At 62.8% G+C, this 22,786-nt stretch carries 25 protein-coding genes; 8 read left to right on the top strand and 17 right to left on the bottom strand.

Annotation, left to right across the window (positions count from 1 at the left end; all coding sequences use genetic code 11):
- Positions 1-22: 22 nt before the first annotated feature.
- The 8 genes from CQ050_RS05540 to CQ050_RS05575 form a co-directional block, all read right to left on the bottom strand.
- Positions 23-1,753, bottom strand: a complete 1,731-nt coding sequence (locus CQ050_RS05540) for a rhamnan synthesis F family protein (protein ID WP_105555806.1) — start codon at positions 1,751-1,753, stop codon at positions 23-25.
- A gap of 1 nt (position 1,754) precedes the next feature.
- On the bottom strand, positions 1,755-3,131 hold the full coding sequence (locus CQ050_RS05545) for a glycoside hydrolase family 99-like domain-containing protein (RefSeq protein WP_199196736.1): 1,377 nt from the start codon (positions 3,129-3,131) through the stop codon (positions 1,755-1,757).
- A gap of 68 nt (positions 3,132-3,199) precedes the next feature.
- The gene (rfbC, locus tag CQ050_RS05550; RefSeq protein ID WP_105555808.1) at positions 3,200-3,745 is read right to left on the bottom strand and encodes a dTDP-4-dehydrorhamnose 3,5-epimerase; all 546 of its coding nucleotides are present in this window, start codon (positions 3,743-3,745) and stop codon (positions 3,200-3,202) included.
- A complete protein-coding gene (gene rfbA, locus CQ050_RS05555; RefSeq protein ID WP_105555809.1) occupies positions 3,745-4,626 on the bottom strand; it encodes a glucose-1-phosphate thymidylyltransferase RfbA in 882 nt (293 codons plus the stop codon). The genes rfbC and rfbA overlap by 1 nt, the downstream gene beginning before the upstream one ends.
- Positions 4,623-5,519, bottom strand: a complete 897-nt coding sequence (gene rfbD, locus CQ050_RS05560; RefSeq protein WP_105555810.1) for a dTDP-4-dehydrorhamnose reductase — start codon at positions 5,517-5,519, stop codon at positions 4,623-4,625. Before rfbD ends, rfbA begins: the two co-directional genes overlap by 4 nt.
- Before the next feature lie 8 nt (positions 5,520-5,527).
- Positions 5,528-6,451 carry a glycosyltransferase family 2 protein gene (locus tag CQ050_RS05565; RefSeq protein WP_233213796.1) on the bottom strand — a complete coding sequence of 308 codons (924 nt, stop codon included), beginning with the start codon at positions 6,449-6,451 and terminating at the stop codon, positions 5,528-5,530.
- 79 nt (positions 6,452-6,530) lie between these two features.
- On the bottom strand, positions 6,531-7,592 hold the full coding sequence (gene rfbB, locus CQ050_RS05570) for a dTDP-glucose 4,6-dehydratase (protein ID WP_105555812.1): 1,062 nt from the start codon (positions 7,590-7,592) through the stop codon (positions 6,531-6,533).
- A 176-nt stretch (positions 7,593-7,768) separates the two neighbouring features.
- Positions 7,769-8,329, bottom strand: a complete 561-nt coding sequence (locus tag CQ050_RS05575) for a cob(I)yrinic acid a,c-diamide adenosyltransferase (protein ID WP_105555813.1) — start codon at positions 8,327-8,329, stop codon at positions 7,769-7,771.
- Positions 8,330-8,533: 204 nt separating this feature from the next.
- Here CQ050_RS05575 and CQ050_RS05580 point away from each other — a divergent pair, with 204 nt between their 5' ends.
- From CQ050_RS05580 to CQ050_RS05590, 3 genes are all read left to right on the top strand, one after another.
- Positions 8,534-8,842: a copper-binding protein gene (locus CQ050_RS05580; RefSeq protein WP_105555814.1), complete on the top strand. Its 309-nt coding sequence runs from the start codon at positions 8,534-8,536 to the stop codon at positions 8,840-8,842.
- Between the two features lie 131 nt (positions 8,843-8,973).
- Positions 8,974-9,384, top strand: coding sequence for a hypothetical protein (locus CQ050_RS05585; protein ID WP_105555815.1), 411 nt, complete (start codon positions 8,974-8,976; stop codon positions 9,382-9,384).
- A 44-nt stretch (positions 9,385-9,428) separates the two neighbouring features.
- Complete coding sequence (locus tag CQ050_RS05590) at positions 9,429-9,839, top strand: DUF2846 domain-containing protein (protein ID WP_105555976.1); 411 nt, start codon at positions 9,429-9,431, stop codon at positions 9,837-9,839.
- 54 nt (positions 9,840-9,893) lie between these two features.
- Here the strand turns inward: CQ050_RS05590 and hslU are convergent, their stop codons facing one another.
- The 5 genes from hslU to CQ050_RS05615 all read right to left on the bottom strand — a co-directional run bounded on the left by hslU (position 9,894) and on the right by CQ050_RS05615 (position 14,567).
- Positions 9,894-11,228: an ATP-dependent protease ATPase subunit HslU gene (gene hslU / locus CQ050_RS05595; protein ID WP_105555816.1), complete on the bottom strand. Its 1,335-nt coding sequence runs from the start codon at positions 11,226-11,228 to the stop codon at positions 9,894-9,896.
- Between the two features lie 81 nt (positions 11,229-11,309).
- Positions 11,310-11,849 (bottom strand): ATP-dependent protease subunit HslV, encoded by a 540-nt coding sequence (hslV, locus tag CQ050_RS05600; RefSeq protein ID WP_105555817.1) that lies wholly within the window; start codon positions 11,847-11,849, stop codon positions 11,310-11,312.
- Positions 11,850-11,981: 132 nt separating this feature from the next.
- The gene (gene dksA / locus CQ050_RS05605; RefSeq protein ID WP_006216410.1) at positions 11,982-12,446 is read right to left on the bottom strand and encodes an RNA polymerase-binding protein DksA; all 465 of its coding nucleotides are present in this window, start codon (positions 12,444-12,446) and stop codon (positions 11,982-11,984) included.
- Positions 12,447-12,572: 126 nt separating this feature from the next.
- On the bottom strand, positions 12,573-13,697 hold the full coding sequence (locus CQ050_RS05610) for a GTP-binding protein (protein ID WP_105555818.1): 1,125 nt from the start codon (positions 13,695-13,697) through the stop codon (positions 12,573-12,575).
- A gap of 366 nt (positions 13,698-14,063) precedes the next feature.
- On the bottom strand, positions 14,064-14,567 hold the full coding sequence (locus CQ050_RS05615) for a Fur family transcriptional regulator (protein WP_105555819.1): 504 nt from the start codon (positions 14,565-14,567) through the stop codon (positions 14,064-14,066).
- A gap of 340 nt (positions 14,568-14,907) precedes the next feature.
- On the opposite strand from CQ050_RS05615, the gene CQ050_RS05625 reads away from it, so the two are divergent.
- From CQ050_RS05625 to CQ050_RS05645, 5 genes are all read left to right on the top strand, one after another.
- Positions 14,908-15,630 carry a metal ABC transporter ATP-binding protein gene (locus CQ050_RS05625; protein WP_105555821.1) on the top strand — a complete coding sequence of 241 codons (723 nt, stop codon included), beginning with the start codon at positions 14,908-14,910 and terminating at the stop codon, positions 15,628-15,630.
- Positions 15,627-16,493 carry a metal ABC transporter permease gene (locus CQ050_RS05630; RefSeq protein WP_105555822.1) on the top strand — a complete coding sequence of 289 codons (867 nt, stop codon included), beginning with the start codon at positions 15,627-15,629 and terminating at the stop codon, positions 16,491-16,493. The genes CQ050_RS05625 and CQ050_RS05630 overlap by 4 nt, the downstream gene beginning before the upstream one ends.
- 19 nt (positions 16,494-16,512) lie before the next feature.
- Complete coding sequence (locus CQ050_RS05635) at positions 16,513-17,514, top strand: metal ABC transporter substrate-binding protein (RefSeq protein ID WP_105555823.1); 1,002 nt, start codon at positions 16,513-16,515, stop codon at positions 17,512-17,514.
- Positions 17,475-18,158 (top strand): DUF1007 family protein, encoded by a 684-nt coding sequence (locus CQ050_RS05640; RefSeq protein WP_105555824.1) that lies wholly within the window; start codon positions 17,475-17,477, stop codon positions 18,156-18,158. The genes CQ050_RS05635 and CQ050_RS05640 overlap by 40 nt, the downstream gene beginning before the upstream one ends.
- A 65-nt stretch (positions 18,159-18,223) precedes the next feature.
- Positions 18,224-19,219 (top strand): nickel/cobalt transporter, encoded by a 996-nt coding sequence (locus CQ050_RS05645; protein ID WP_105555977.1) that lies wholly within the window; start codon positions 18,224-18,226, stop codon positions 19,217-19,219.
- A gap of 4 nt (positions 19,220-19,223) precedes the next feature.
- On the opposite strand, the gene xerC is transcribed toward CQ050_RS05645, so the two are convergent.
- Genes xerC through CQ050_RS05665 form a run of 4 tightly spaced genes read right to left on the bottom strand, consistent with a single transcriptional unit; the run spans position 19,224 to position 22,775 of the window.
- Positions 19,224-20,237 (bottom strand): tyrosine recombinase XerC, encoded by a 1,014-nt coding sequence (gene xerC, locus CQ050_RS05650; protein ID WP_105555825.1) that lies wholly within the window; start codon positions 20,235-20,237, stop codon positions 19,224-19,226.
- 22 nt (positions 20,238-20,259) lie between these two features.
- The gene (locus CQ050_RS05655) at positions 20,260-20,937 is read right to left on the bottom strand and encodes a DUF484 family protein (RefSeq protein ID WP_105555826.1); all 678 of its coding nucleotides are present in this window, start codon (positions 20,935-20,937) and stop codon (positions 20,260-20,262) included.
- 4 nt (positions 20,938-20,941) lie between these two features.
- Complete coding sequence (dapF, locus tag CQ050_RS05660) at positions 20,942-21,853, bottom strand: diaminopimelate epimerase (protein WP_105555827.1); 912 nt, start codon at positions 21,851-21,853, stop codon at positions 20,942-20,944.
- Between the two features lie 31 nt (positions 21,854-21,884).
- Positions 21,885-22,775, bottom strand: coding sequence for a lysophospholipid acyltransferase family protein (locus tag CQ050_RS05665; protein ID WP_105555828.1), 891 nt, complete (start codon positions 22,773-22,775; stop codon positions 21,885-21,887).
- Positions 22,776-22,786: the final 11 nt, after the last annotated feature.

Genomic DNA, 22,786 nt, shown 5'->3' on the forward strand with positions numbered 1-22,786 from the left:
TTCGGAAGGGCCGGCATCGGAGCTAATTAGCCTGATGGACCAGTTCTGAAGGTTTCTTCAGTACTGGAACGGTATGGTCATGGGTCGCTATTTCATTGAGGTCCCGTCCTGCCAGAGTCAGGCTGGTGACGTTATATCCGCTAAGTTGCGGCAATATTCCAAAGAGGCGTTCCAATGCGTGAGCCAAGGTGCCGTCCTGCTTCCCGTTCTCGGGTTCAAAGTTCAATAGGTTTTCTGGTATATCGTGCAGGGCGGCGAGGGCTTTCGGGGCAAACCAGAACATTGTGCCGGCGAAGAAACGGAGAGGTACGTCTTCTTCCTGCACGGGCGTTTCGATCAAGCTTTGGAGCAACTTGTGCACCGTGGGCCTATTTGCACCCCAGTAATGAGGATGCGTCAGATAGTAGTCATGGGGTCCGACCATGCCCGTCTTACCGTCTCGCAACAGTGCGACGCTGCGCCGGACGGTCTGAGAGTTGCCACAAAGCTGGCGGAAGAGGCTTTGCTGCCATTGCTGCCCGCTATCGCTATAGGTGCTCTTCTTGGAATGCAGCTTGAGCACGGCATCATACCGCTCCAGCATCCCGCTGCGGTGAACGGCCAGGAACGGACCGACATCCCGGCCGCGGTTCTCCGACAGGGCGACCGCTACGCTGCTTGCCAGAGGAGCGAAGATGTCAATCAGCTCGGAAACTGCACCTTCGTGTGGCGTGGTAATGATCAGGTCGAAAGGTTCAACGATGTTCTTGATGAAACTGTAAATCTCGTCGGCCAGCTCTGGGTAAAAGATATGTACAACCACCGCCACTCGGACGCCGGGTCTACCGAGCGGCGAGGAATGGATGATGCGTTGCCATGGCAATGGGCTGGCCACGGTCGCCAGGGCTGTCAAAGAACCGGGTTTGGATTGGTAATGCGCCTGCGAGCGCGCGATAAAACGATTGATGGCCTCATATTCGGCGGCAGGGCACAGTTTCTGTAGCCATCCCAAGCTCAGATTGTGAGGATTGTTCCGGACGAGTTCCGTCTTGACGAGCCCCGTTTCCCTTGCAAGGGCATGCGCTTGAAAATGTGTGGGGTTGAACTGCTTTAGCGAGCGCCAGAATATGGGGCGGAGTAAATTGGGTAAGTTCTTGATCGTAAGGCTTTTGTATCCCCACACCGCCATGGCGCGCCATCTGTCCCAGCTGCTGGGCTGATAGATCACATCGACGGTCGCATCGTTGGCGACGATGGCTGTCGATAGTCCGAGTTCGCCGGAAAGGATGGTTTCTATCTTGGTATTGCGGGGGGAGATGGTCGAGAGCCATGACTGGAACCAGTCGCTCGCCACGGTCTCGCCACGCAGCGCGATCAAATAGGATTGCAAATGCCACTGCCATTGGAGTGACTGCGTGACGCCTACGATTGCGACTTCGTCCAGGCGTTCCAGCATAGTCGCCATCGTGGTGAGATAACGGCGATTGTTCGTCACCAAGTAGCTCGAATTGAGCAGCAGCATGCGATCGCAGCCGCCCTGTGCCTGCATGGCGGCAATGCCTACGCGGTAGCTATAGAAATCGTAGCCTATGTTGGGTCGGCAAATCGTCTGGATCTTCTTGCTGGTGGGCGCGTGGATCGGGGCGAGTTGACTGGTGGTGACCAAAATGACGGCATCGCACAGCGTTTCCAGGTCTTCAAGAATGGCGTGAAACGTCGAGTCCAGTACATTATCTGGATCAAAATGGGCGACAACGGCAACTGTCTTTGGCATATCAATGCAAAAGTGCGTGGGCGGCGCGATACAACTTACGTGTGATTTTGTGTATTAACGGATATTTTTGCAGTGCGTGGGCGAGTCGTTGAACGCGTGGCTGCATGGGCACGTGCTTGCTAAGATTCGCCTTGATCTGCACGCTGTCGCGCGAGGCAATTTGCTCGATTCGCCGGAACGCGGCGTCGCGGGCTTTTTCCACGGGAATCATATCTTCCGAAGAAATATACGAAGTGCGGGCGACTTCGTCCAAATAGCCAAGACCCCATTGAACGTCTGGCTCCAGGTGGCAGCCTTCGCCCCACTCGTTCCAGGCATTCACGAAGATGAAAGGATCCGAGGCACCGGAGCGCGTTTCTCGGGTATAGGCCCGCAGGAATTTCAGCCACGAACCAAAAAATGCCGGCGTGGCATTAACGATGATCGTGCCAGTGTCCTGGCGCCGTGCCGTGTTGTCCCAACTGGGAATGATGCCTCGATAAAGCGTGAACGGTGGCTGCGGGCGCAGCATGCTTTGTGCAATGACGCGTGAATAGTCGATCAAGCCGCCACGAAAGTTCGGATTGGTCAGCTCTGGCAAAGGATCGGGGCAGTTCTGCGGGCCATTGAACTTATGGGGGGGAAACTCGACCATAGCGTCGGCGCCAACTTCGCGCGGATCGCTGATGTCGTAGAAGTCGACCACGGAGATATGCAGGCCGGGTAGGCCAAGGCGTTCAGCTTCCTTGCGCCATTTTTGAATCGAACCAGCCGGGTCAGGCAGTTCCTTGATGCGGTAGACAACCAGCAGCGGCTTGTCATCCACGCGGATATAACGGGGGTCAGACAGGAAAGGATGAATATCCCGAATGAAGCGCTCTTCATCTCCCTCGGCGTACTTTTGTTCAAGCAGTACGCTTTTAGTGTCGCCATCCCAGGTCCTGGTCCAGTTCTCATTCGCCCAGCACAGGCAGAACGGCATATCGATGTCAGACGCCAGGAAGTTGTCTAGAGGACGTTCCAGGATGCGTCGACCGCTGAACCAGTAGTAGTAGAAGCAGAACGCGTACACACCATATTCACGGGCCAATGCGGCCTGCTCGCGCATGGTTTCTACGCGATCCAGGTCATAGAAGCCCAGCTCTCGCGGAATATGCGGTTGATGATGTCCGTCGAAATTCGGCCGTGCTCGGGCGACATTAGTCCACTCCGTGAAACCGGGCCCCCACCATTCCGAGTTCTCCGCCACGCGATGGTACTGGGGCAAGTAGAACGCGATGAGTTTCGAGGTGTCCCGCGTATAGCCGGCGTCATCGGCCGCCGCGTCACCACGGTGACCGGAAAGGGCCTTAAACGCGGGGGCATCGGTCATATCAGTAGTGTTTTTCATGTCAAACATTAGAAAACTGCATTGGCGCGGCAGGTGCACAACAGTGGTGCCTGCAAACTGCCAACTTCAGTCAGGCTTCACGCAAAGTAATCCGCCTGCAGGAACGGCTTGCCCGACGCATCCTTGGCAGAGACGACAGGTTCGACGCTCGTTCGCCAATCGATGGCGAGTGTGGGATCGTTCCAGGCGATGCTGCGTTCGTGCGCCGGCGCGTAGTAGTCGGTTGTCTTGTACAGAAATTCCGCAGAGTCCGACAGGACTACGAATCCGTGGCCGAAGCCTTCGGGCACCCACAGTTGGTGCTTGTTGTCTGCGCTGAGCACGGCGCCGACCCATTTGCCGAAAGTTGGCGAGGACTTGCGTAAGTCGACAGCGACGTCGAAAACTTCGCCTTGCACGACCCGTACAAGCTTGCCTTGCGGTTGCTGGATCTGATAGTGCAAGCCGCGCAGAACGCCTTTCGCCGAACGGGAATGGTTGTCCTGGACGAATTGCGCCTTGCGGCCGATCGCCTCTTCGAAAATGCGATGGTTGAAGCTCTCGAAGAAAAAGCCGCGGTCATCGCCAAATACCTTGGGTTCAAACAGGATGACTTCCGGAATCGCGAGGGGAGTGGCTTTCATCAATACACCTTTTCGACGAGCAGGCGTTGCAGATACTTGCCGTAGCCATTCTTGGAAAGAGGCACGGCCAGCTTTTCCAATTGCTCAGGGGTAATCCATTTATTGCGGAACGCTATTTCTTCAGGGCACGAAACCTTCAAGCCTTGGCGGTTTTCCAGGGTGGAAATGAACTGACTCGCCTCAAGCAGCGACTCATGTGTGCCGGTATCCAGCCAAGCATAGCCACGGCCCATGATCTCCACGTTCAGCTTGCTGCGCTCTAGATAGACACGATTCAGATCGGTAATCTCAAGCTCTCCGCGCGGCGACGGCTTGATCTGCTTGGCAATCTCGACCACGTCTTTGTCGTAGAAGTACAAGCCCGTCACGGCATAATTGGACTTCGGCTTGGCGGGTTTTTCCTCCAGCGACAGAACCTTGCCCGCGTCGTCGAATTCCGCCACGCCATAGCGTTCGGGGTCATGCACGTGATAGGCAAACACGCTGGCACCTTCGGCGCGTGCATCGGCGTTGGCCAGAAGATGATGGAAGTCGTGGCCGTAGAAAATGTTATCGCCGAGCACGAGCGCCGACAGATCGTTGCCAAGAAAGGACTCACCGATCAGGAATGCCTGCGCCAGGCCGTCGGGCGAGGGCTGAATTGCATACTGGAGGTTCAGTCCCCACTGTGAGCCGTCGCCCAGCAATTGCTGGAACCGCGGCGTGTCCTGCGGAGTGGAGATGATCAGGATGTCCTGGATGCCGGAGAGCATCAGGGTGCTCAGCGGGTAGTAGATCATCGGTTTGTCGAAGACCGGCAGCAACTGCTTGCTGATCGCGAGCGTGGCGGGATGTAATCGGGTGCCGGAGCCGCCGGCCAGAATAATGCCTTTGCGTTTCATGCGGAAAATTCCAATGACGTAAGTTGATCTACCGTGCGGTCGACGTGGACTGTCCAGTCCGGCATCTGCAGTTTTAGCGGGGAAACCAGTGCGATAGTATTCAGCCGGGAATTCCTGGGCCTGGCTGCGGGTACCGGGTACTGCTCGGTCGTAATGGGTTTGATATTGGCCGTCTCGGCCTTCAAAATCACGCCGTTATTACGGGCCCGTTCGACGACATGCGTGGCCAGCCCATGCCAAGTCGTATGGCCTGATGCGGTCAGGTGATAGACGCCCGTGGCAAGTTTGCCTTGCTGATAGCCGGCAATGGCCAAGGCGGTGACGTCTGCAATCAGTTCGGCCGATGTCGGAGCGCCGTGCTGGTCAGCCACAATATTCAAAGCATCACGCTCTTTGGCCAAGCGCAGAATCGTCTTGATGAAATTGCCGCCGTGGGCCGAGAAAACCCAGCTCGTGCGCAGAACGAGGGCTTTGCAGCCGCTGTCGGCGATGGCGGTTTCGCCCGCCAGTTTGGTCGTGCCGTATACGCTCTGCGGATTGGTTTGGTCGTTGATGTCGTAGGGCGCATCCTTGCGGCCATCAAACACGTAGTCGGTGGAATAGTGCACCAACAGTGCGTTCTTTTCCTTCGCGTACCGGGCCAGCACGGCCACTGCATCCGCATTTATGAGTTGGGCGGTGTCCTGATTGGTTTCTGCCTTATCCACCGCGGTGTAGGCAGCGGCATTAACGACGATGTCGGGCGCCTGATCATGCAGCAGTTGCTGCAACCCTTCCAGGTCTTCCAGGTTCGCTCCTTGGCGGCCGTATGCCTGCACGTCCCCCAACGGCAACAGGGTGCGTTGTAATTCGTGGCCGACTTGACCATCTTTGCCGAGCAGCAGGATTTTCATATCAGTGGTTATATTCGGTTAGATATTGCGGCGACTAATAATCCGAGGTTGCCCACGGTGGTCTGGCGGTAGACGCCGGACCGTTTAATACCGACGATTCGCGGGATCAAACTCCGTTGGCGTGCGGATACCAGGCAATCGAAAATACGGCGATTTGCGGGTGTCAGTTTTGGCAGCAATGGCGCAAGTGCTCGGATATGCTGGTTTGTCCATGCTTTGAGATGGCCTTGGAAGAGCATACGGATCCGAACCAATCTGGCACCGATCCCGGCATTTGCGCCGATGAGATTGCCGCCATGCTGGCGATATCTCAGGGACGGCCGGCTGTCATAGTGTACGCGGCCTCCACAGGCGGTGACCACGATGTAGATCCACCAATCGTGGGCTACTACGTCGATGTCGCTGCCGGCCGCGATGAGCAGACGCCGGGCCGCATTGTTGAATACCATGGTGTTGCCGCCGGCCACGTTCTGCACCAGCGCATTGGCGAATGCGGGAGGGCGGCTAAAAAGCGGCGAACAGCCCAGCGTTGCCCCCTGTTCGTCGATCAATTCGGTGCGCGAACAGTACAGGGCGGGGATCTCTTCGGGGACCGTCGCCAGCCACTCTACTGCGCGCTGCAGTTTTTCCGGATGCCAGATGTCGTCCTGGTCCGACATGGAGTAGTAGTCCGCCTGGACTTCGGGCCGGCAGATCAGGGACATGAAATTAGCAACGAAGCCCCTGCGAGGGCCGTCGCACACGGTCAACCGGCCTGGCGCCCAACGCGATTGATAGTCGGTAAGCGCCCGTCGGGTGGCGTCGTCGGGGCTGTCGTCCGACGCCCAGACCTTCCAATGCGGGTAGGTTTGAGCGTCAAACGAGTCCAACTGCTCCGGCACATACTTTTCACCTTGGTACGTGCAAAGAAGAATGGCGACTTGCTGGCTCAAGGGCCTACCCATATAAAGGGATGACTGTATGGCAAAGCGGGAAAAAGGCGCGTATGCGCCTTTAACGCTGCCCGAATAATCAAGCGGAGTATTGGGTATCAACCCAGTCGCGATACGCGCCGCTGGTGATATTGGCGACCCAGTCCTGGTTGGCCAGATACCACTGCACCGTCTTGCGGATACCGGATTCGAAGGTCTCGGCAGGCTTCCACCCCAGCTCGCGCTCCAGGCGCGAGGCGTCGATGGCGTAGCGCTGGTCGTGGCCGGGCCGGTCCTTGACGAAGACTATCTGGCTTTTATAGGGCTGACCATCGGCCCGAGGGCTGAGTTCGTCCAGCAGGGCGCAAAGCGTGTGGACGACGTCGAGGTTGGCTTTTTCGTTCCAGCCTCCCACGTTGTAGGTCTCACCCAATTGGCCGTCGGCCAGCACGCGGCGGATCGCCGTACAGTGATCCTTCACGTACAGCCAGTCGCGGATCTGCTGGCCGTTGCCGTAGATCGGCAGCGGTTTGCCGGCCAGCGCGTTGTGGATTACCAGCGGGATCAGCTTTTCCGGGAAGTGATAGGGACCGTAATTGTTCGAGCAATTGGTCGTAAGTACCGGCAGGCCATAGGTATGGTGATATGCGCGGACCAGATGGTCGCTGGCGGCCTTGCTGGCCGAATACGGGCTGTTGGGCTCGTAGCGGTTGTTCTCGCTGAAAGCGGGATCATCCTTTTCCAGTGAGCCGTAGACTTCGTCGGTCGAGACGTGCAGGAAACGGAATGTGGTGCGTTCCTGTTCGGGCAGCGCGCTCCAATACGCCCGCACGGCTTCCAGTAGGTGGAAGGTGCCGACGATATTGGTCTGGATAAACTCGCCTGGCCCGTGGATCGAGCGATCCACATGCGATTCAGCGGCGAAATTCAGGACCGCGCGGGGCTTATGCTCAGCCAGCAGGCGGCTGACGAGCTCGAAGTCTCCGATATCGCCCTGCACCAGCTTGTGTGCGGGATTGTCTTTCAGAGAGGCGAGGTTGTCCGGGTTGCCCGCGTAGGTGAGCTTGTCCAAGGTCACCACGGGCTCATTGGATTCCAGGAACCAGTCGAGTACGAAGTTAGAGCCTATAAAACCTGCTCCGCCGGTAACAATAATACTCATTCTTATTAGTCCTTGAGCGATGAGCGCGGCGCGCAAACCCGCTCGTGAGCCCATAATTATGCCGTAACTGTCCAGCGGCCTACAAATAAATGAAACGAACGGTTGCCTGAAATATCGGTGTTACAAGGAATCGTTCCACGGCTCGGGATTTTCGACCTTGCAATTCTTCGCATGAGTTACGTGGCCTTACGCGCATTTGGACTGGCCCAAAAGCTATCCGTGTTGCCCAGTGATTTATTGATGTACCGTGCCAGCACAAACATCAGGTCAGACAGCCGGTTCAGGTACTGCCTGACCGGCGCATTAACGTTGTCCACCCGCGCCAGCGCCACCACCGTCCGCTCCGCGCGCCGGCACACCGTGCGCGCCACATGCGCCTGCGAGGCAGCCCGTGAGCCCCCGGGCAGAATGAATTCCCGCAATGGCGGCAGCGAGTTGTTGTAATGCGCCAACCGGGCATCCAGGTGGGCGATTTGCTCATCTTTCAGGGCGACGTGGCCCGGGATGCAGAGTTCCGCGCCCATGTCGAACAGGTCATGCTGGATGGTCTGCAGGTCGGCCGATACGTCGGCTGGCAGGGATTCGGTCAGTAGGAGGCCGATGACGCTGTTCAACTCGTCGACGTCGCCCAGGGCAGCGATGCGAGGTGCGTCCTTGGGCGAACGGGATCCATCTCCAAGGCCGGTGGTGCCGTCGTCCCCGGTGCGGGTGGCAATGACGGATAAACGGTTGGCCATGGGAGATCCTGATCAGTGAGTAGACGTTGGGGGTTTGCTTCCGGCGGTAAGCGCTCCTGCGGGGAGGGCGGGTCGACTGCAATCAACCGTCAGGATTGTTGCGTGCTCGCAGGGGAACTGTTGCATTCGCGCAGTATCCTAGCATTGTAGGAAGCGGGGCCAGAAGTCCGGGCCCGGCTTCCGCCGCAAATGGAGGTTACCCGCATGGCTTTTGACCGCAAATACGCAATGCCCATGGCCATCGCCACCGCGATGGCAGTCGTTACCCTGGCTACGCCGTTGGCGTTCGCGCAAACGGCCGATGCCAGCGGTGAAGTTCGCCGGGTGGACCCGGCCGCGGGCAAAGTCACGATCAAGCACGACGAGATCAAGGCCCTGGACCTGCCGGCCATGACGCTAGTCTACGAGGCGGACCCGCCGACCCTGCTGGCCAAGATCAAGGCGGGCGACAAAGTCCGCTTCACGGCCACCCGCAAGGATGGCAAGTATGTCGTGACGGCGATCGCGAACTAACTCCCTTCATTTTCTTTTATCCTGCGCCCGCTTGCCGCGGCCCCCTGGGCCTGCCGGCAAGCGGGCGCTTGCGCATTTTATAGGCGTATCTACAATGCGTTATCTTTTAACGCATTTATATACGTTTCGATATGCGCACTGACTTCATTCAGGGATGGTGGGTTGCGGTTGCGGCGCTGCTATTGGTAGGGATCGGCGGATGCGCAGCAAGCGTAAAGCAGGCCGCCGTCGCCGTGCCAGTCCAGACCAGCGGTGCGCAAAGCAAGCCAAACCAAGCCGTGCAGGAGACCGTCGTCGTGAAGTTGCCGACCGGATATCAGCGCGAAATTCGCAAGGGATCTCTCTGGCGTTCCGCCGGCAGTATTCCGCAAGGCGAGGTCCTACGCCCCGTCGGGACCGTCTTCACGATCGAGGGCCGGCAGGTGCATGAAGCTTGGCTGGTCCTTTCCGATCAAAAGCTTGTTGGTTTTTACCTACCCGGAGACCAGGCCTATTCCGCGCTGAAGTCTCCTCTACCCATGATTGTCGGAGACGTGCAGTGAAGCGTGCATTGAAGATTTCAGCGGCGGTATTGGCATCGGTCGTGATGGCAGGCTGCGCCTCGGGCGTAAAGCACTCGCAGATGGCATCCTCCATCCCGGTCGTACAGCAGGGCGAAGGGCGCATTTACTTCCTGCGTTCGGCGTCGATGTTCGGCGCGGCGGTGCAGTCCGACATCCGCCTCAATGGCGAAGTGGTCGGCCGTTCGCAGCCGGGCGGGTTCTTCTATGTGGATCGTCCCCAGGGCGCCTACAAGGCGTCCACGTCGACCGAGACCGAGAAGACCCTGAGTTTCGTGCTGGACGCGGGCGAAACGAAGTACGTGCGCAGTTCTCCGTCAGTCGGCCTGCTGGTGGGCCGTATCGTGCTGGAACTGGAGACGCCGGAAAAGGCGGAAAAGGAACTAGGCGGCCTGAGCTATACCGGCAAGCCCGTCGCGCCCGTCGCGCAGAAGTAATACCGCATCGGGCGGCAACGAGGCAACATGCCCCGTTGCCGTACCGACTGCACCTTACAGCACGTAGCGCGCCAGGTCCTGGCTGCTGGCGGCTTCCGCTAATTGCGAGTTGACGTAGGCGGCGTCGATTTTCACGTGCTTGTCCTGGCTGGACGTGGCGTCGAACGACAGTTCGTCCAACAGCTTTTCCATCACCGTGTACAGGCGGCGCGCCCCGATGTTCTCGGTGGTTTCGTTTACGTCGTAGGCCAGTTCGGCCAGGCGGCGCACGCCCTCATCCGTGAATTCCAGTTGCACGTCTTCGGTGGCCATCAGCGCGGTGTACTGCTTGGTCAGCGAGGCGTCCGTGTCGGACAGGATGCGCACAAAGTCCTCGGCGGTCAGCGATTCCAGTTCCACGCGGATCGGGAAACGGCCTTGCAGCTCGGGGATCAGGTCCGACGGGCGAGCCAGGTGGAACGCGCCCGACGCGATGAACAGGATGTGATCGGTGCGGACCATGCCGTAGCGCGTGTTGACGGTGGTGCCTTCAACCAGCGGCAGCAGGTCGCGCTGCACGCCCTGGCGCGACACGTCGGCGCCACCGGATTCCTGGCGGGCGGCGATCTTGTCGATTTCGTCCAGGAAGACGATGCCGTTCTGCTCGACATTGTTGATGGCCGCGGTGCGCAGGTCTTCTTCATTGACCCGCTTGGCGGCTTCCTCGTCGACAATCAGCTTGAAGGCTTCACGCACCTTCATCTTCTTGGGCTTTTTCTTGTCGCGGGCCATGCCGGCGAACATGCCGCGCAGCTGCTCGGCCATTTCTTCCATGCCGGGGGGCGTCATGACGTCCATCTGCGGCGCGGCCTGGGCGACTTCGATCTCGATCTCAAGATCGTCGATCTTGCCTTCGCGCAGGCGCTTCCTGAAGGTCTGGCGGGCGCTGTTGTCTTCGCCGCGGTCAGGTTCGCCGGATGCGCCGCGGGCCGGCGGCACCAGGGCGTCCAGGATGCGGTCTTCGGCGGCGTCTTCGGCCTGGGTGCGCACGCGGCGCATTTCCAGTTCACGCGTCTGCTTGATCGAGTATTCGGTCAGGTCGCGGATGATGGTGTCGACGTCGCGGCCTACGTAGCCCACTTCCGTGAACTTGGTGGCTTCGATCTTGATGAAGGGCGCGTTGGCCAGCTTGGCCAGGCGGCGGGCGATCTCGGTCTTGCCCACGCCGGTGGGGCCGATCATCAGGATGTTCTTGGGGTGGATTTCGTGGCGCAGGGGTTCAGCGACCTGTTGGCGGCGCCAGCGGTTGCGCAGGGCGACCGCCACCGCGCGCTTGGCGCGATTCTGGCCGACGATGTATTTGTCGAGTTCGGAGACGATCTCTCCGGGCGTCATGTTGGATGCGGACATGAGGGCGAATCCTTGGAGCTTGAGGCGGGCTGGGGAAGCGGCCACGGCGCGGGGATCACCCCATGCGCCGCGTGGCGGGCGTCAGTCGCCCAGCGTTTCGATGACGTGGTTCTGGTTGGTGTAGATGCAGAGGTCGCCGGCGATTTCCAGCGATTGCTTGACGACGGCCTCGGGTGACAACTCAGTGTTGCGCAGCAGGGCAAGCGCTGCCGATTGCGCATAGGCGCCGCCGGAGCCGATGGCCGCCAGGCCATGTTCGGGTTCAAGCACGTCGCCGTTGCCGGTCAGCACCAGCGTGTGCTCGGAGTCGGCCACGATAAGCATGGCTTCCAGCCGGCGCAGGACGCGGTCGGTGCGCCAGTCGCGAGTCAGTTCGACCGCGGCGCGCATCAGATTGCCCTGGTGTTTTTCCAGCTTGGCTTCGAAGCGTTCCTGCAACGTGAACGCGTCGGCGGTGGCGCCGGCGAAACCGGCCAGGATCTTGTCGTGGTACAGGCGGCGGATCTTGCGGGCCGTGCCCTTGACGACGATGTTGCCCAGGGTGACCTGGCCATCGCCGCCGAGCGCGACGCGGTTACCGCGGCGCACACACACGATGGTGGTGGCGTGAAATTGTTCCATGCGTTCCTTCCTTTGAAAGGACTAGCTGGGGGCGGTTCCAAGGAAATCAAGCGCGGCGCAGAGCGGCCAATAAAAAAGGCCATGCTGGTAACCAGCATGGCCTTTCAGGGCATGGCATGAAAACGTGACGGATCAGTCGCCGTACAGCTTTTGGCGCATTTCACGGCGTTCCTGGGCTTCCAGCGACAGGGTGGCCGTGGGGCGGGCCAACAGGCGGGGTACGCCGATCGGTTCGCCGGTTTCTTCACACCAGCCGTATTCGCCGCTGTCGATGCGGGCGATGGACTGTTGCACCTTCTTCAGCAGCTTGCGCTCGCGGTCACGGGTGCGCAGCTCCAGGGCGTGTTCTTCCTCGATGGTGGCGCGGTCGGCGGGATCGGGCACGAACTGCGTTTCGCGCAGGTGCTCGGTGGTCTCGCCGGCGTTGGCCAGGATGTCCTGTTCGAGTTGTTTGAGTCGTTCCTTGAAGAAAGCCAGTTGGCGTTCGTTCATATAGTCGGACTCGGGCATGGCCAGCAATTCCTTCTCGCTGGGCAGATCAATCGCCGTATCGCTCGTCGACTTACTTGATTTTTTGGTTGCTGCCTTGGTAGCCATGAAAACACTCCACTATGAATCGATCCTGGCGCGGGCGTCCTTTCCCGGTTGGTGCTGCTTGCTGACTACGTTACTCGTACCTCACAGTACTGCCTTCGTCGCATCGCGTCACGTCGGGAAGGGGGATTACCCCGCCAGGCACTGCTCCAAGCCCCGGGTGAAAATCTCCTGGGGCAGCTTACGTCCGATGAACACCATCTTGGTGGACGGTTTTTCGGCCGCGGTCCACGGCTTGCCGGGTTCGGCGCCCATCATCATGTGCACACCCTGGAACAACATGCGGCGGTTGATGCCCTTCATGTACAGGATGCCCTTGTAACGCATCAGGTCGGGACCATAGACCTGCACCACGCCGCCCAGGAATTCCTCAAGGCGCGCGGGATCGAACGGCTTGTTGGAACGGAACACGAACGCGCCGATTTCGTCGTCGTGCTGGTGGTGGTGATGATGGTGGGCATGATCGCAATGCGCCCCGCAATCGCCTTCGTGGTCATGATCGTGGTCATGGCCGTGATCGTGCCCGTGGTCATGCCCATGATCGTGGGCGTGGCTGTGGGCGGCGTCGGGGTGTTCATCGGCCAGGAATTCCGGGTCGATGTCCAGAATGGAATTCAGGTTGAAGCCGCTGATGTCGATGATGGACTTCAGGTCGACTTCGCCGAAGTTGACCGGCGTGATCGGCGCGCGCGGGTTCATGTGAACCAGGCGGTGGCGCAGCGCTTCGTAGTCGGCTTCGTTGACCAGGTCCCGCTTCGAAATCAGGATGCGGTCGGCGAAACCGACCTGCTTCTGGGCTTCGGGTTGCGCGTCCAGCGTGGCCATGCCGTGCTTGGCGTCGACCACGGTCACCACCGCGTCCAGGCGGTAGTATTCGGCGATGTCGTCATCCATGAAGAACGTCTGGCAGACGGGGCCGGGGTTGGCCATGCCGGTGGTTTCAAGGATGACGCGTTCGAAAGTCAGTTCGCCGGCTTCGCGCTTGGCGCGCAGTTCGGACAGCGTGCGCATCAGGTCGCCACGGACCGTGCAGCAGACGCAGCCGTTGGACAGTTCGATGATCTCTTCATCGCTGTCTTGCACGAGCAGGTCGTTGTCGATGCTTTCCGGCCCGAATTCGTTTTCGATGACGGCAACGCGGCGGCCGTGGAATTCGGTCAGGATGCGTTTGAGCAGGGTGGTCTTGCCCGCACCGAGAAAGCCGGTGAGGATGGTGACGGGAACCATTTTGTCCAAACTGCGCGGGGTGTTCATGGCGAAGCTGCTAGCGTGAGGTCAAGGCTGAAGTCTAGGCATTCAACACACGGCCTGGCAGGGAATTTTCCCGTGCAGGATGAGGTTTGCCACAGGCTGCGAAGGCCGCCAATAGCGGCCGGACGCAGGATTACAGCACAGTCGGGGGCAGGGGGCAAACCCCGGGTCAACCCAGGGGCTGAAGCCGTCCGGATCGCGGCTGTACGCCGTGAAGTATCTGGCGATACCACTATTTTGGGGCGATTTTCCGAATTTCAAGGGCGGTTGCGCCCTGGCGCGGCAGGGGCGGCGAGCCCGCTACGTCATGCCGGGCAGGGCTGCGGGCGGGCGGCGTCGGCCGCCTTCGCCAATGCCCGGCCGTAACGCCTAGTGGTGATGGTGGTGATGGCCAGCCTCGGCGGGCTGCTTCTGCTGGCATTGGGGACACAACGCCCGGATTTCGGTCTCGTGGGTGGCCAGCGCATAGCCCGTTTGGGCGACGCGTTCGGCCAGCTGGCGGCTCATCGCCGGGTCGGACACTTCGGCCACCGCGCCGCAACCGGTGCAGACCACCAGCAGGTCGTGGGGCGCGCCGCCCGCGTCATGACAGGCGCTCCAGGCGTTGACGGCGTCCAGCCGGTGGATCAGGCCTTCGTCCATCAGGAAGTCCAGCGCGCGGTACACGGTGGGAGGCGCGGCGCCAGGATGCACTTCGCGCATGGCGTCCAGCAGTTCGTAGGCCTTCAAGCTGCGGCCGTGACGCAGCAACAGTTCCAGCACTTTGCGACGGATGGGCGTGAGGCGGCGTCCGCGCTGCTCGCACAGCGTTTCGGCGACGCTGAGCTGGGCGCCGACGGTGTCGCTGCGGGGGGATCGGGGCGGAGCGGGCATGGCGGGCTTTACCTGAATGGGAAACGCGCGCGACGCGCGCGAGATGCCTGGAAGGTAGCAGAAAACATCAATATGCGGGCGGCCAGGGCAGATTCAAGCCTGATTGGTTATGATATAACATAATGAAACCTCGCTTCGCCGCCTTTCCGTCGTCTTTGACCGTCTGCTTTCCCATGTCTCATTTCTCGCTTCTGCCTCCGCGGCCCGGCGCCGCTGGCCGGCAAGGCCCCATCCCTCGTTCCGCGTTCCTGGTTTCCGCCTGGCGCCGCATGGCGGTGGCGTTGGCCGCCGCCGCGGCGCTTTGGGCGTTGACCGGTTGGGCATTGGACTGGTGGCCGCGATGAGCATCGCACCCGTAACGATCAATCTGGACGACGCGTCGTTCGGCTGGCATGGCCATCCCGCGCTGAAATCGGTGTCGGGCCGGTTCGCGCCCGGTGGCATGACGGCCGTGGTGGGACCCAACGGGGCGGGAAAGTCGACGCTGATCAAGGGGATCATGGGCGTGTTGCGCCCGATGACCGGCAGGGTGCGCATCGGCGGCGCGGGACGGTCCGAGCTGGCCTGGCTGCCGCAGGCGGCCGAATTGGACCGGTCGTTTCCCGTGACGGTGCTGGATCTGGTGGCGATGGGGGCGTGGCGCCGCGTTGGCGGCTGGCGCAGATATCGCAGCGAAGAGCTTGACCGCTGCATGGACGCGCTGGAAATGGTGGGCCTGGCTGACGCCGCCGGGCGCGGGATGGATACGCTTTCGGGCGGCCAGATGCAGCGCACGCTGTTTGCGCGGATGCTGGTCCAGGACTCGCCCGTGTTGCTGCTGGATGAACCGTTCGCGGCGGTGGACAGCCACACGACCGACGATTTGATGGCCTTGCTGTGCGGGCTGCACGGGCAGGGACGGACGATCATCGCGGTGCTGCACGACCTGGACCTGGTGCGCGACCACTTCCCCGATTGCCTGCTGCTGTGCGGGTCGGTCGTGGCATGGGGCGCCACCGAAGATGCCCTGAATGACACGCATCTGAAGCGGGCGCGGCAATGGCACGCGGAGGCCTACCTATGAGCCTGGCGCAATGGGTGGTGTCGCCATTTCTGGATTACGGATTCATGCGGCGCGCGCTGGCGGGCGCCAGCGCGTTGTCGCTGGGCGCCGCGCCGTTGGGCGTGTTCCTGGTGCTGCGGCGCATGAGCCTGATGGGCGACGCCATGTCGCATGCCATCCTGCCCGGGGTGGCGGCGGGCTTCCTGCTGTCCGGCCTGTCGCTGGGCGCGATGATGCTGGGCGGCATCGCCACCGGTCTGGCCGTGGCCTTGCTGGCGGGACTGGTCGCGCGGTTGACGCCGCTGCGCGAGGACGCCAGTTTCGCGGCCTTCTATTTGATATCGCTGGGGTTGGGCGTGCTGCTGGTGTCGTTGCGCGGCTCCAATATGGATCTGTTGCATGTGTTGTTCGGCACGGTGTTGGGTCTGGACGACGCGGCCCTGTTGCTGGTGACCATCACGGCCAGCGTGACGCTGCTGGTGCTGGCCGCGATCTACCGCCTGCTGGTGGCCGAATGCCTGGACCCGGGCTTTCTGCGCGCAAGCGGCGGCGCAGGCGGTTGGGTTCACATGGCTTTCCTGGTGCTGGTGGTTGTGAATCTGGTGGCGGGCTTCCAGGTGCTGGGCACCCTGATGGTGGTCGGGATCATGATGCTGCCCGCCGCCGCCGCCCGCTTCTGGGTGCGTTCCGCGGCGCGGCAGATCCCGCTGGCCGCGGCGTTCGGCGTGCTGGCCTCCGTCAGCGGCCTGCTCGTGTCCTATCACTATGACGTGCCCGCCTCGCCTTCGATCATCCTGGCTGCTGGCGCCTGTTACCTGTTTTCCATCGTCGGCGGCCCGCATGGCGGACTGCTACGGGCGCCGCGCCGGATGCGTCGGGCCTGAATTCACTAGGAGATTCGCTATGCGTTCCATTCTGCCGCCGCGCCGCCGCGTCTTGTTGGCCGCGGCCGGGTTGTGCCTGTCGGCCGCTTTCGGCGCGGCGCATGCCGCCGAGCCGTTGAAGGCGGTGGCCAGCTTTTCCATCCTGGGCGATATCGTGCGCGAAGTCGGTGGCAACGACATCAGTCTGACGACGCTGGTGGGCCCCGACGGTGACGCGCATGAATACGAACCGACCCCGGGCGACGCGAAGAAACTGTCCGCCGCGCGGGTGCTATTCGTGAACGGCCTGGATTTCGAGACCTGGCTGCCCAAGCTGACAAAGGCCGCGGGCTTCGCCGGCCAGACCGTGGTGGCCTCGCAGGGCGTCACGCCGCGCAAGTTCGCGGAACAAGGCGACGCCGGCAAGCAAGAGGATCATGGCGATGATCACGACCATGACCATGACCATGACCATGACCATGACCATGATCAGGACGGCCACCATCACCACGGCGACGCCGACCCGCATGCCTGGCAGGATCTGGCCAATGGCGTGATCTACGCGCGCAACGTGGCCGAAGGTCTGGCCGCCGCCGATCCCGCTCATGCCGCCAACTACCGCCAGCGCGCCACCGCGTACATCGCCAAGCTGCAAGCGCTGGATGCCCATGCGAAGAAGACGTTCGCGGCCATTCCCGCCGAGCGCCGTAAAGTCGTGACCTCGCATGACGCCTTTGGCTATTTCGGCGCCGCCTACGGCGTGGTGTTCGTTTCCGCCATGGGCGTGTCGACCGATGCCGAGCCGTCGGCCGGCGAAGTCGCCGCCATCATCGAACAGGTCAGGCGCGAGCGCGTGCCGGCCGTCTTCGTCGAGAACATCACCAGCCCCAGGCTGGTGCAGCAAATAGCGCGCGAGACCGGCGCCAAGGTGGGTGGTACGCTTTATTCCGACGCGTTGTCCAAGCCTGGACAACCGGGCGCCACTTATCTGGAAATGTTTGAATGGAACGTACGTCAGCTTGCCGCGGCCTTGCAACCCTGAGCGCCACGGCGGCCCTGCTGGCGGCGGGCGCCGCCAGCGCGCACCCGCACATGTGGATCGACGCGCGCGCGGCCATCGATATCGACGCGCAGCATCGCATCACGGCGGTGCGCCAGGTGTGGCGGTTCGACGAGATGTTCGGCGCCTATGCCACGCAGGGCTTGAAGACGGGCAAGGACGGCGCGTTGCCCCCGGCCACCCTGAAAGGCATGGCCGACGATTGGATGAAGGCGCTGGGCGAACCGATTTCGCATTACTTCACCCGAGTCACGGTGGACGGCAAGACGGTGGCGTTTGCCGCCCCGCGCGATGCGCGCGTCGACTGGAATGCGAAGACCAAGCGATTGACGCTGTCCTTCACGTTGCCGCTGGCCGCGCCGGCGGCAATGGGGGCGGACGGCGCACAAGTAGACATCTACGACCCGACGTATTTCGTCGCCTACGCCTTCGACGAGAAGGGCGCGGTTGCGCTGGGCGGCCCAGACGCCGCGGCGTGCTCGTCTCACTACCGCAAGCCCAAGGAACTGGATTGGAAGACCATGCAGCAACTGGCCGCGATCCCGGCCGACCCGGACGCGTTGCCCGACGAACTCTTCGCCATCACCAAGGGGTTGACGCACCGTATCGAGGTGCGGTGCCCGTAGCCCACGCCCGGCGTGGCGTGGCGGCGGCCGCGTGGCTGATCGCGGCGGCGCTGCTGGCGGGCGGCATGGGTGTGGCGGCCGCTCAGGGCGCGCACCCCTTTGGCGTGCCGGAGAGTGGCACGGGCATGGGCGGGCCGGGATGGCTGGCCAGCTTCTTCGGCCAGGTCTCGGTCTGGCAGAGTCATTTCTACCGCCAGCTCACGGGGGCGGTGCGCGCCTGGCAGGCGGAAGGCGGCGCGGCCTGGGCCTTGATCGGCCTGTCTTTCGCCTATGGCGTGTTCCACGCGTTGGGCCCCGGGCATGGCAAGGCAGTGATTTCGTCCTATGTGCTGGCCAATCGGCAAACCGCGCGCAATGGCGCGTTGCTGGCGCTGGCGTCGGCGTTGATCCAGGCGCTGGTGGCGATTGCGATGGTGACGGTGCTGGCGGTTGTGTTCAACGCCACTGCGGCGACGATGAACCAGGCGACGCGCTGGCTGGAATTGGCATCCTATGCCCTGGTGACGCTGCTGGGCGCCTGGCTGGTATGGGTGAAGGCGATCCGTCCGTTGTGGCGGCGGCGTGCGGGCCCTGCGGATGTGCCGGCGCCCGCTCTGACGGGCGCGGCCGCGCTGCGGGCGATCTCGGTGCATGCGGCCGCCGCGCCGGCGCATGGCCATCACCATCATCATGATGACGACTGCGGTTGCGGCCATGCGCATGTGCCGCCGCCTGAACAGGTGGCGGGCCAGATGAACTGGCGCCGCGCCGGATCGGCCATTCTGGCGGTTGGGCTACGGCCATGCAGCGGCGCGCTCATCGTGCTGGTGTTCGCCCTGTCGCAAGGTTTCTTCCTGGCCGGCGTGGCGTCTGCCCTGGCGATGGGCCTGGGCACGGGCTTGACGGTGGCCGCGCTGGCTTGCCTGGCGGTCGCGGCCGGCGGCGCGGCGACGCGTCTTGGGCAGCGCCTGTCCGGCACAGGCGCTGCACGTTTGCGCTATGGCGTGGAAGCGCTGGCGGCCTTGGCGGTGCTGTTGCTGGGGATCATGCTGCTGGGCGGGATGGTGGCGGGAGGCGGCTAGCCGTTCAGGATTTGCGGCCGGCGCGCGGGTGCGCCTGGTCGTAAGCCTTGGCCAGATGTTGGAAGTCCAGCCGCGTGTAGACCTGGGTGGTGGAGATATTGGCGTGGCCCAGCATTTCTTGCACGGCGCGCAGGTCTTGGGCCGACTGCAGCACATGGCTGGCGAAACTGTGGCGCAGCACGTGCGGATGCACATGCGTGGGCAGGCCGGCTTGTTGCGCAATCTGCGCCAACTGCAGTTGCACCACGCGCGGAGAAATACGCTTGCCGCGCGCGCCCAGGAACAGGGCCGCGGCATCTTCCGGCGCGGCGTTGGGCGGCGCCAGGCGCGGCCGCGCGGCAATCCATTTCTGCAGGGCTTCGACGGCGGCCTGGCCAACCGGCACCGAGCGGCGCTTGCCGCCTTTGCCCAGCACTTCCACTTCGGCTTCGTCCAGCTTCAGCCAGCCACGGGATTCGTAGCCGGCCGACCGCGTGTAGCGCAGATCCAGGCCCACCAGTTCGGATAGTCGCAGGCCGCTGGAATACAGCAGTTCAAGCATGGCCTGGTCGCGCAGCGCGGCGGGCTCGTTCGCGACCTTGGCCGGCGGGCGGTCCAGCAGCGCCTGAGTCTGTTCCACGGATAGGGCTTTGGGCAGGCCGCGCGGGGCTTTGGGCGCACGCACGCCGGCCACCGGATTGCCGGCCAGTTCCATTGACGGCGCCCACCATTGGTAGAAACCGCGCCAGGCGGCCAGCGTGCGGGCCAGGCTGCGCGGGCCGCGACCCTGGGCATGCAGGCGCGCGACGAACTGGCGGATGTGGCCGTTCGCGATCTTGTCCAGCGGTAGTTGGGCGCGATCGGCCAGTTCTTGCAGGAAGTGCAGTTCGCGCCGGTAGCCGGCCAACGTATGAGGCGAATAGCGGCGGTTGGTTTCAAGATGGCGCAGCCAGGCGCGCATCGGGTCGGGCAGGGCTGCCGCGCCCGCAGCGGCGGGCGGGGAGTCGAGGGGGGGCGCGTCGCGCGTGGTGTGGCTCATGTCCGCCCGCCCTGGCGTTGTCCTACGCCTTCGGCGACGCCGGATTCAGGCGATGCAGCGCCGCCGAAGCCAGTTGGCCGATGGATTCCAGGAACGCCGTGCCCATTTCCGGGATGAAGCGCTCGGGGTCGTCGGAGCCCAGCACCAACAGGCCGACCGCGGGGCCGTCGGCTTCCAGCCGCAACGGCACGAGCGCCAGCGACTTCGGCGTGCCATCCAGCCAGCTGGCGGCTTCGAACGCGGTGTCGGTGCCGCAATACGGCGTCTTCAGGCTGTCGGTGAACGTGCGCACGTCTTGCGAGACGGGTTCGCCGTATCCGGTGGGCGGCAGTTCGGACAAGTCCCACAGGCGCAGCGCCACGTGGTTGAGTTCGAACTGTTCCGCCAGCCCCAGGGCGATTTCGCCCGGCACGCGCTGCGCGTCGTTTTCGGACAGCAGGCGGCTGCACCACTTGGCCACATGCGTGCCGATGCTTTCGTTGGCGGTGGCGTTGCGCACCAGTTCGTTCAGGCGCCATTCCAGTTCGCGGTTGCGTTCGCGCAGCGTGAGGATCTGGCGTTCGCCCAGCGAAATCGCGCGCGAACCATGCGGGTGCGGGACCTGCATGGTGGCGAAGACGTCAGCGTGTTCGTCGAAGAAGCCGGGGTGCTCTTGCAGGAAGGCGGCGATGTCCTGGGCGGTGAATGCGGTATCAGTCATAGGGTCAGCGGTTCAGCGCCGTGGAGAAGACGAGCTTGTCGATGTCGACTTGCCCCGTGAATACGTATTCGGCGGGGCCGGTCATGCGGAGCTGCTCGCCGTCCCAGGCGACGGTAAGCACGCCGCCGCGCGTCTGCACGCGCACGGGCGATTGCAGCAGGCCGCGGCGGATGCCGGCCGCGACGGCGGCGCAGGCGCCCGTGCCGCAGGCCAGGGTCTCGCCCGCGCCGCGTTCAAACACGCGCAGGCGAATGTTGTGGGGGTCGACCACTTGCATGAAGCCCGCATTGACCCGACGCGCGAAGCGCGGATGGGTTTCGATCAGCGGGCCCTGCACGCCGACGGGGGCGGTGTCGACGTTATCGACGACCTGCACGGCGTGGGGGTTGGAGATGGCCACGGCTGACAGCAGTACCTTGGCCGGCACGCCGGCGGGCGCGTCGAGTTCCAGTTCCCAAAGGGTATCTTCGCCCTGACGTTGCGACGCCAGGCCGCCGGTGTCGAAGGGAAGGGCGGAGGGATCGAAGCGGGTGCTGCCCATTTCGACCGTGACCTGTTCGTCGTCGCCTTCGTCCAGGACGAGGATGCCCGTGGCGATTTCGGCGCGCAGCGGATTGCGGTCGGACAAGCCCTGTTCGTGCACGAAACGCACGAAGCAGCGGGCGCCGTTGCCGCAGTGTTCGACTTCGCTGCCGTCGGAATTGAAAATGCGATAGCGGAAATCGGCGTCCGGCCGGGTGGCGCGTTCGACCAGCAGGATCTGGTCGGCGCCGATGCCGAAGTGCCGGTCGCCCAAGGCGCGCGCCCGCTCGGGCGTCATTTCGATGGTCTGGCGGACCCCGTCGAGCACGACGAAGTCGTTGCCCGCGCCATGCATTTTGGTGAAGTTCCAGTTCATCCCGGGATTATCGCCCATTATTAGGGCGCGGACAGCCCGGGCCGGACGTTCAATAGACTTTGGGTTCGCCCGGGGGGCGAGTCTTGAAGCGGCGGTGCACCCAGTAGTACTGGCTGGGGCAGCGGCGCACCCAGGATTCCAGCTCGCGGTTCAGGCGGGCGGTGGCGGCTTCCAGTGAGTCCTCGCCCGGGAAATCGGCAAGCGCGGGCAACACGTCCACGTGGTAGCGGCCCGTATCCGGATTCCAGAAGCCCACGACCGGCAGCACGGCGGCGTTCCATTTTTGTGCCAGTTGGGCGGTGGCCACGAGGGTGGCGGCCTGCACGCCGAAGAACGGCACGAACACCGAACCCTGGCGGCCAAAGTCCATATCGGGCAGGTAATAGACCGGGCGGGGCGCGCGCAGGTGGCGGATCAGGTCGCGCACGCCATCCTTGCGGCTGACCAGGAAGACCTCGTTGAAGCGGGCGCGGCCCGCCGCGACGACGGCATCGATGTGCGGGTCGCTCTGCGGGGTGTACATGGTGGCCGCGCTGGGGATCTCCAGGGTCAGCCGGGTGGCCGTCGCGTCCAGCGCAATGAAGTGCGGCGCCAGCAGGATCACGGGGCGGCCCTGGACGATCAGTTCGTTGATGTGCTCGATGCCGGTTTGCGTAACCATCTCCTTGACGGCCTCGGCCGTGCCGTACCAGAGCACGCCGCGGTCGACGATGGATTGCGCCAGCGCCCGGAAGTGATCGGCAAGCCATTGCTCGCGCACGGACTCGGGCTGGTCGGGGAAGCACAGCGCAAGGTTGCGGCGCACGATGTGCGCGCGTGATCTTGCCAGTCGGGGGGCCAGCCAGCCTAGCACCGCGCCGATGCGCTGGCGCGTCGACGGCTTGATGCGGCTGAACCATTTCAACAGGGAGACGAGCGTGCGCGTTTTCGGATCATTCATGGCGGTAGGGG

Origin of the sequence: Achromobacter sp. MYb9 (genome assembly GCF_002975275.1) — a bacterium.
GTDB lineage: Bacteria > Pseudomonadota > Gammaproteobacteria > Burkholderiales > Burkholderiaceae_B > Achromobacter.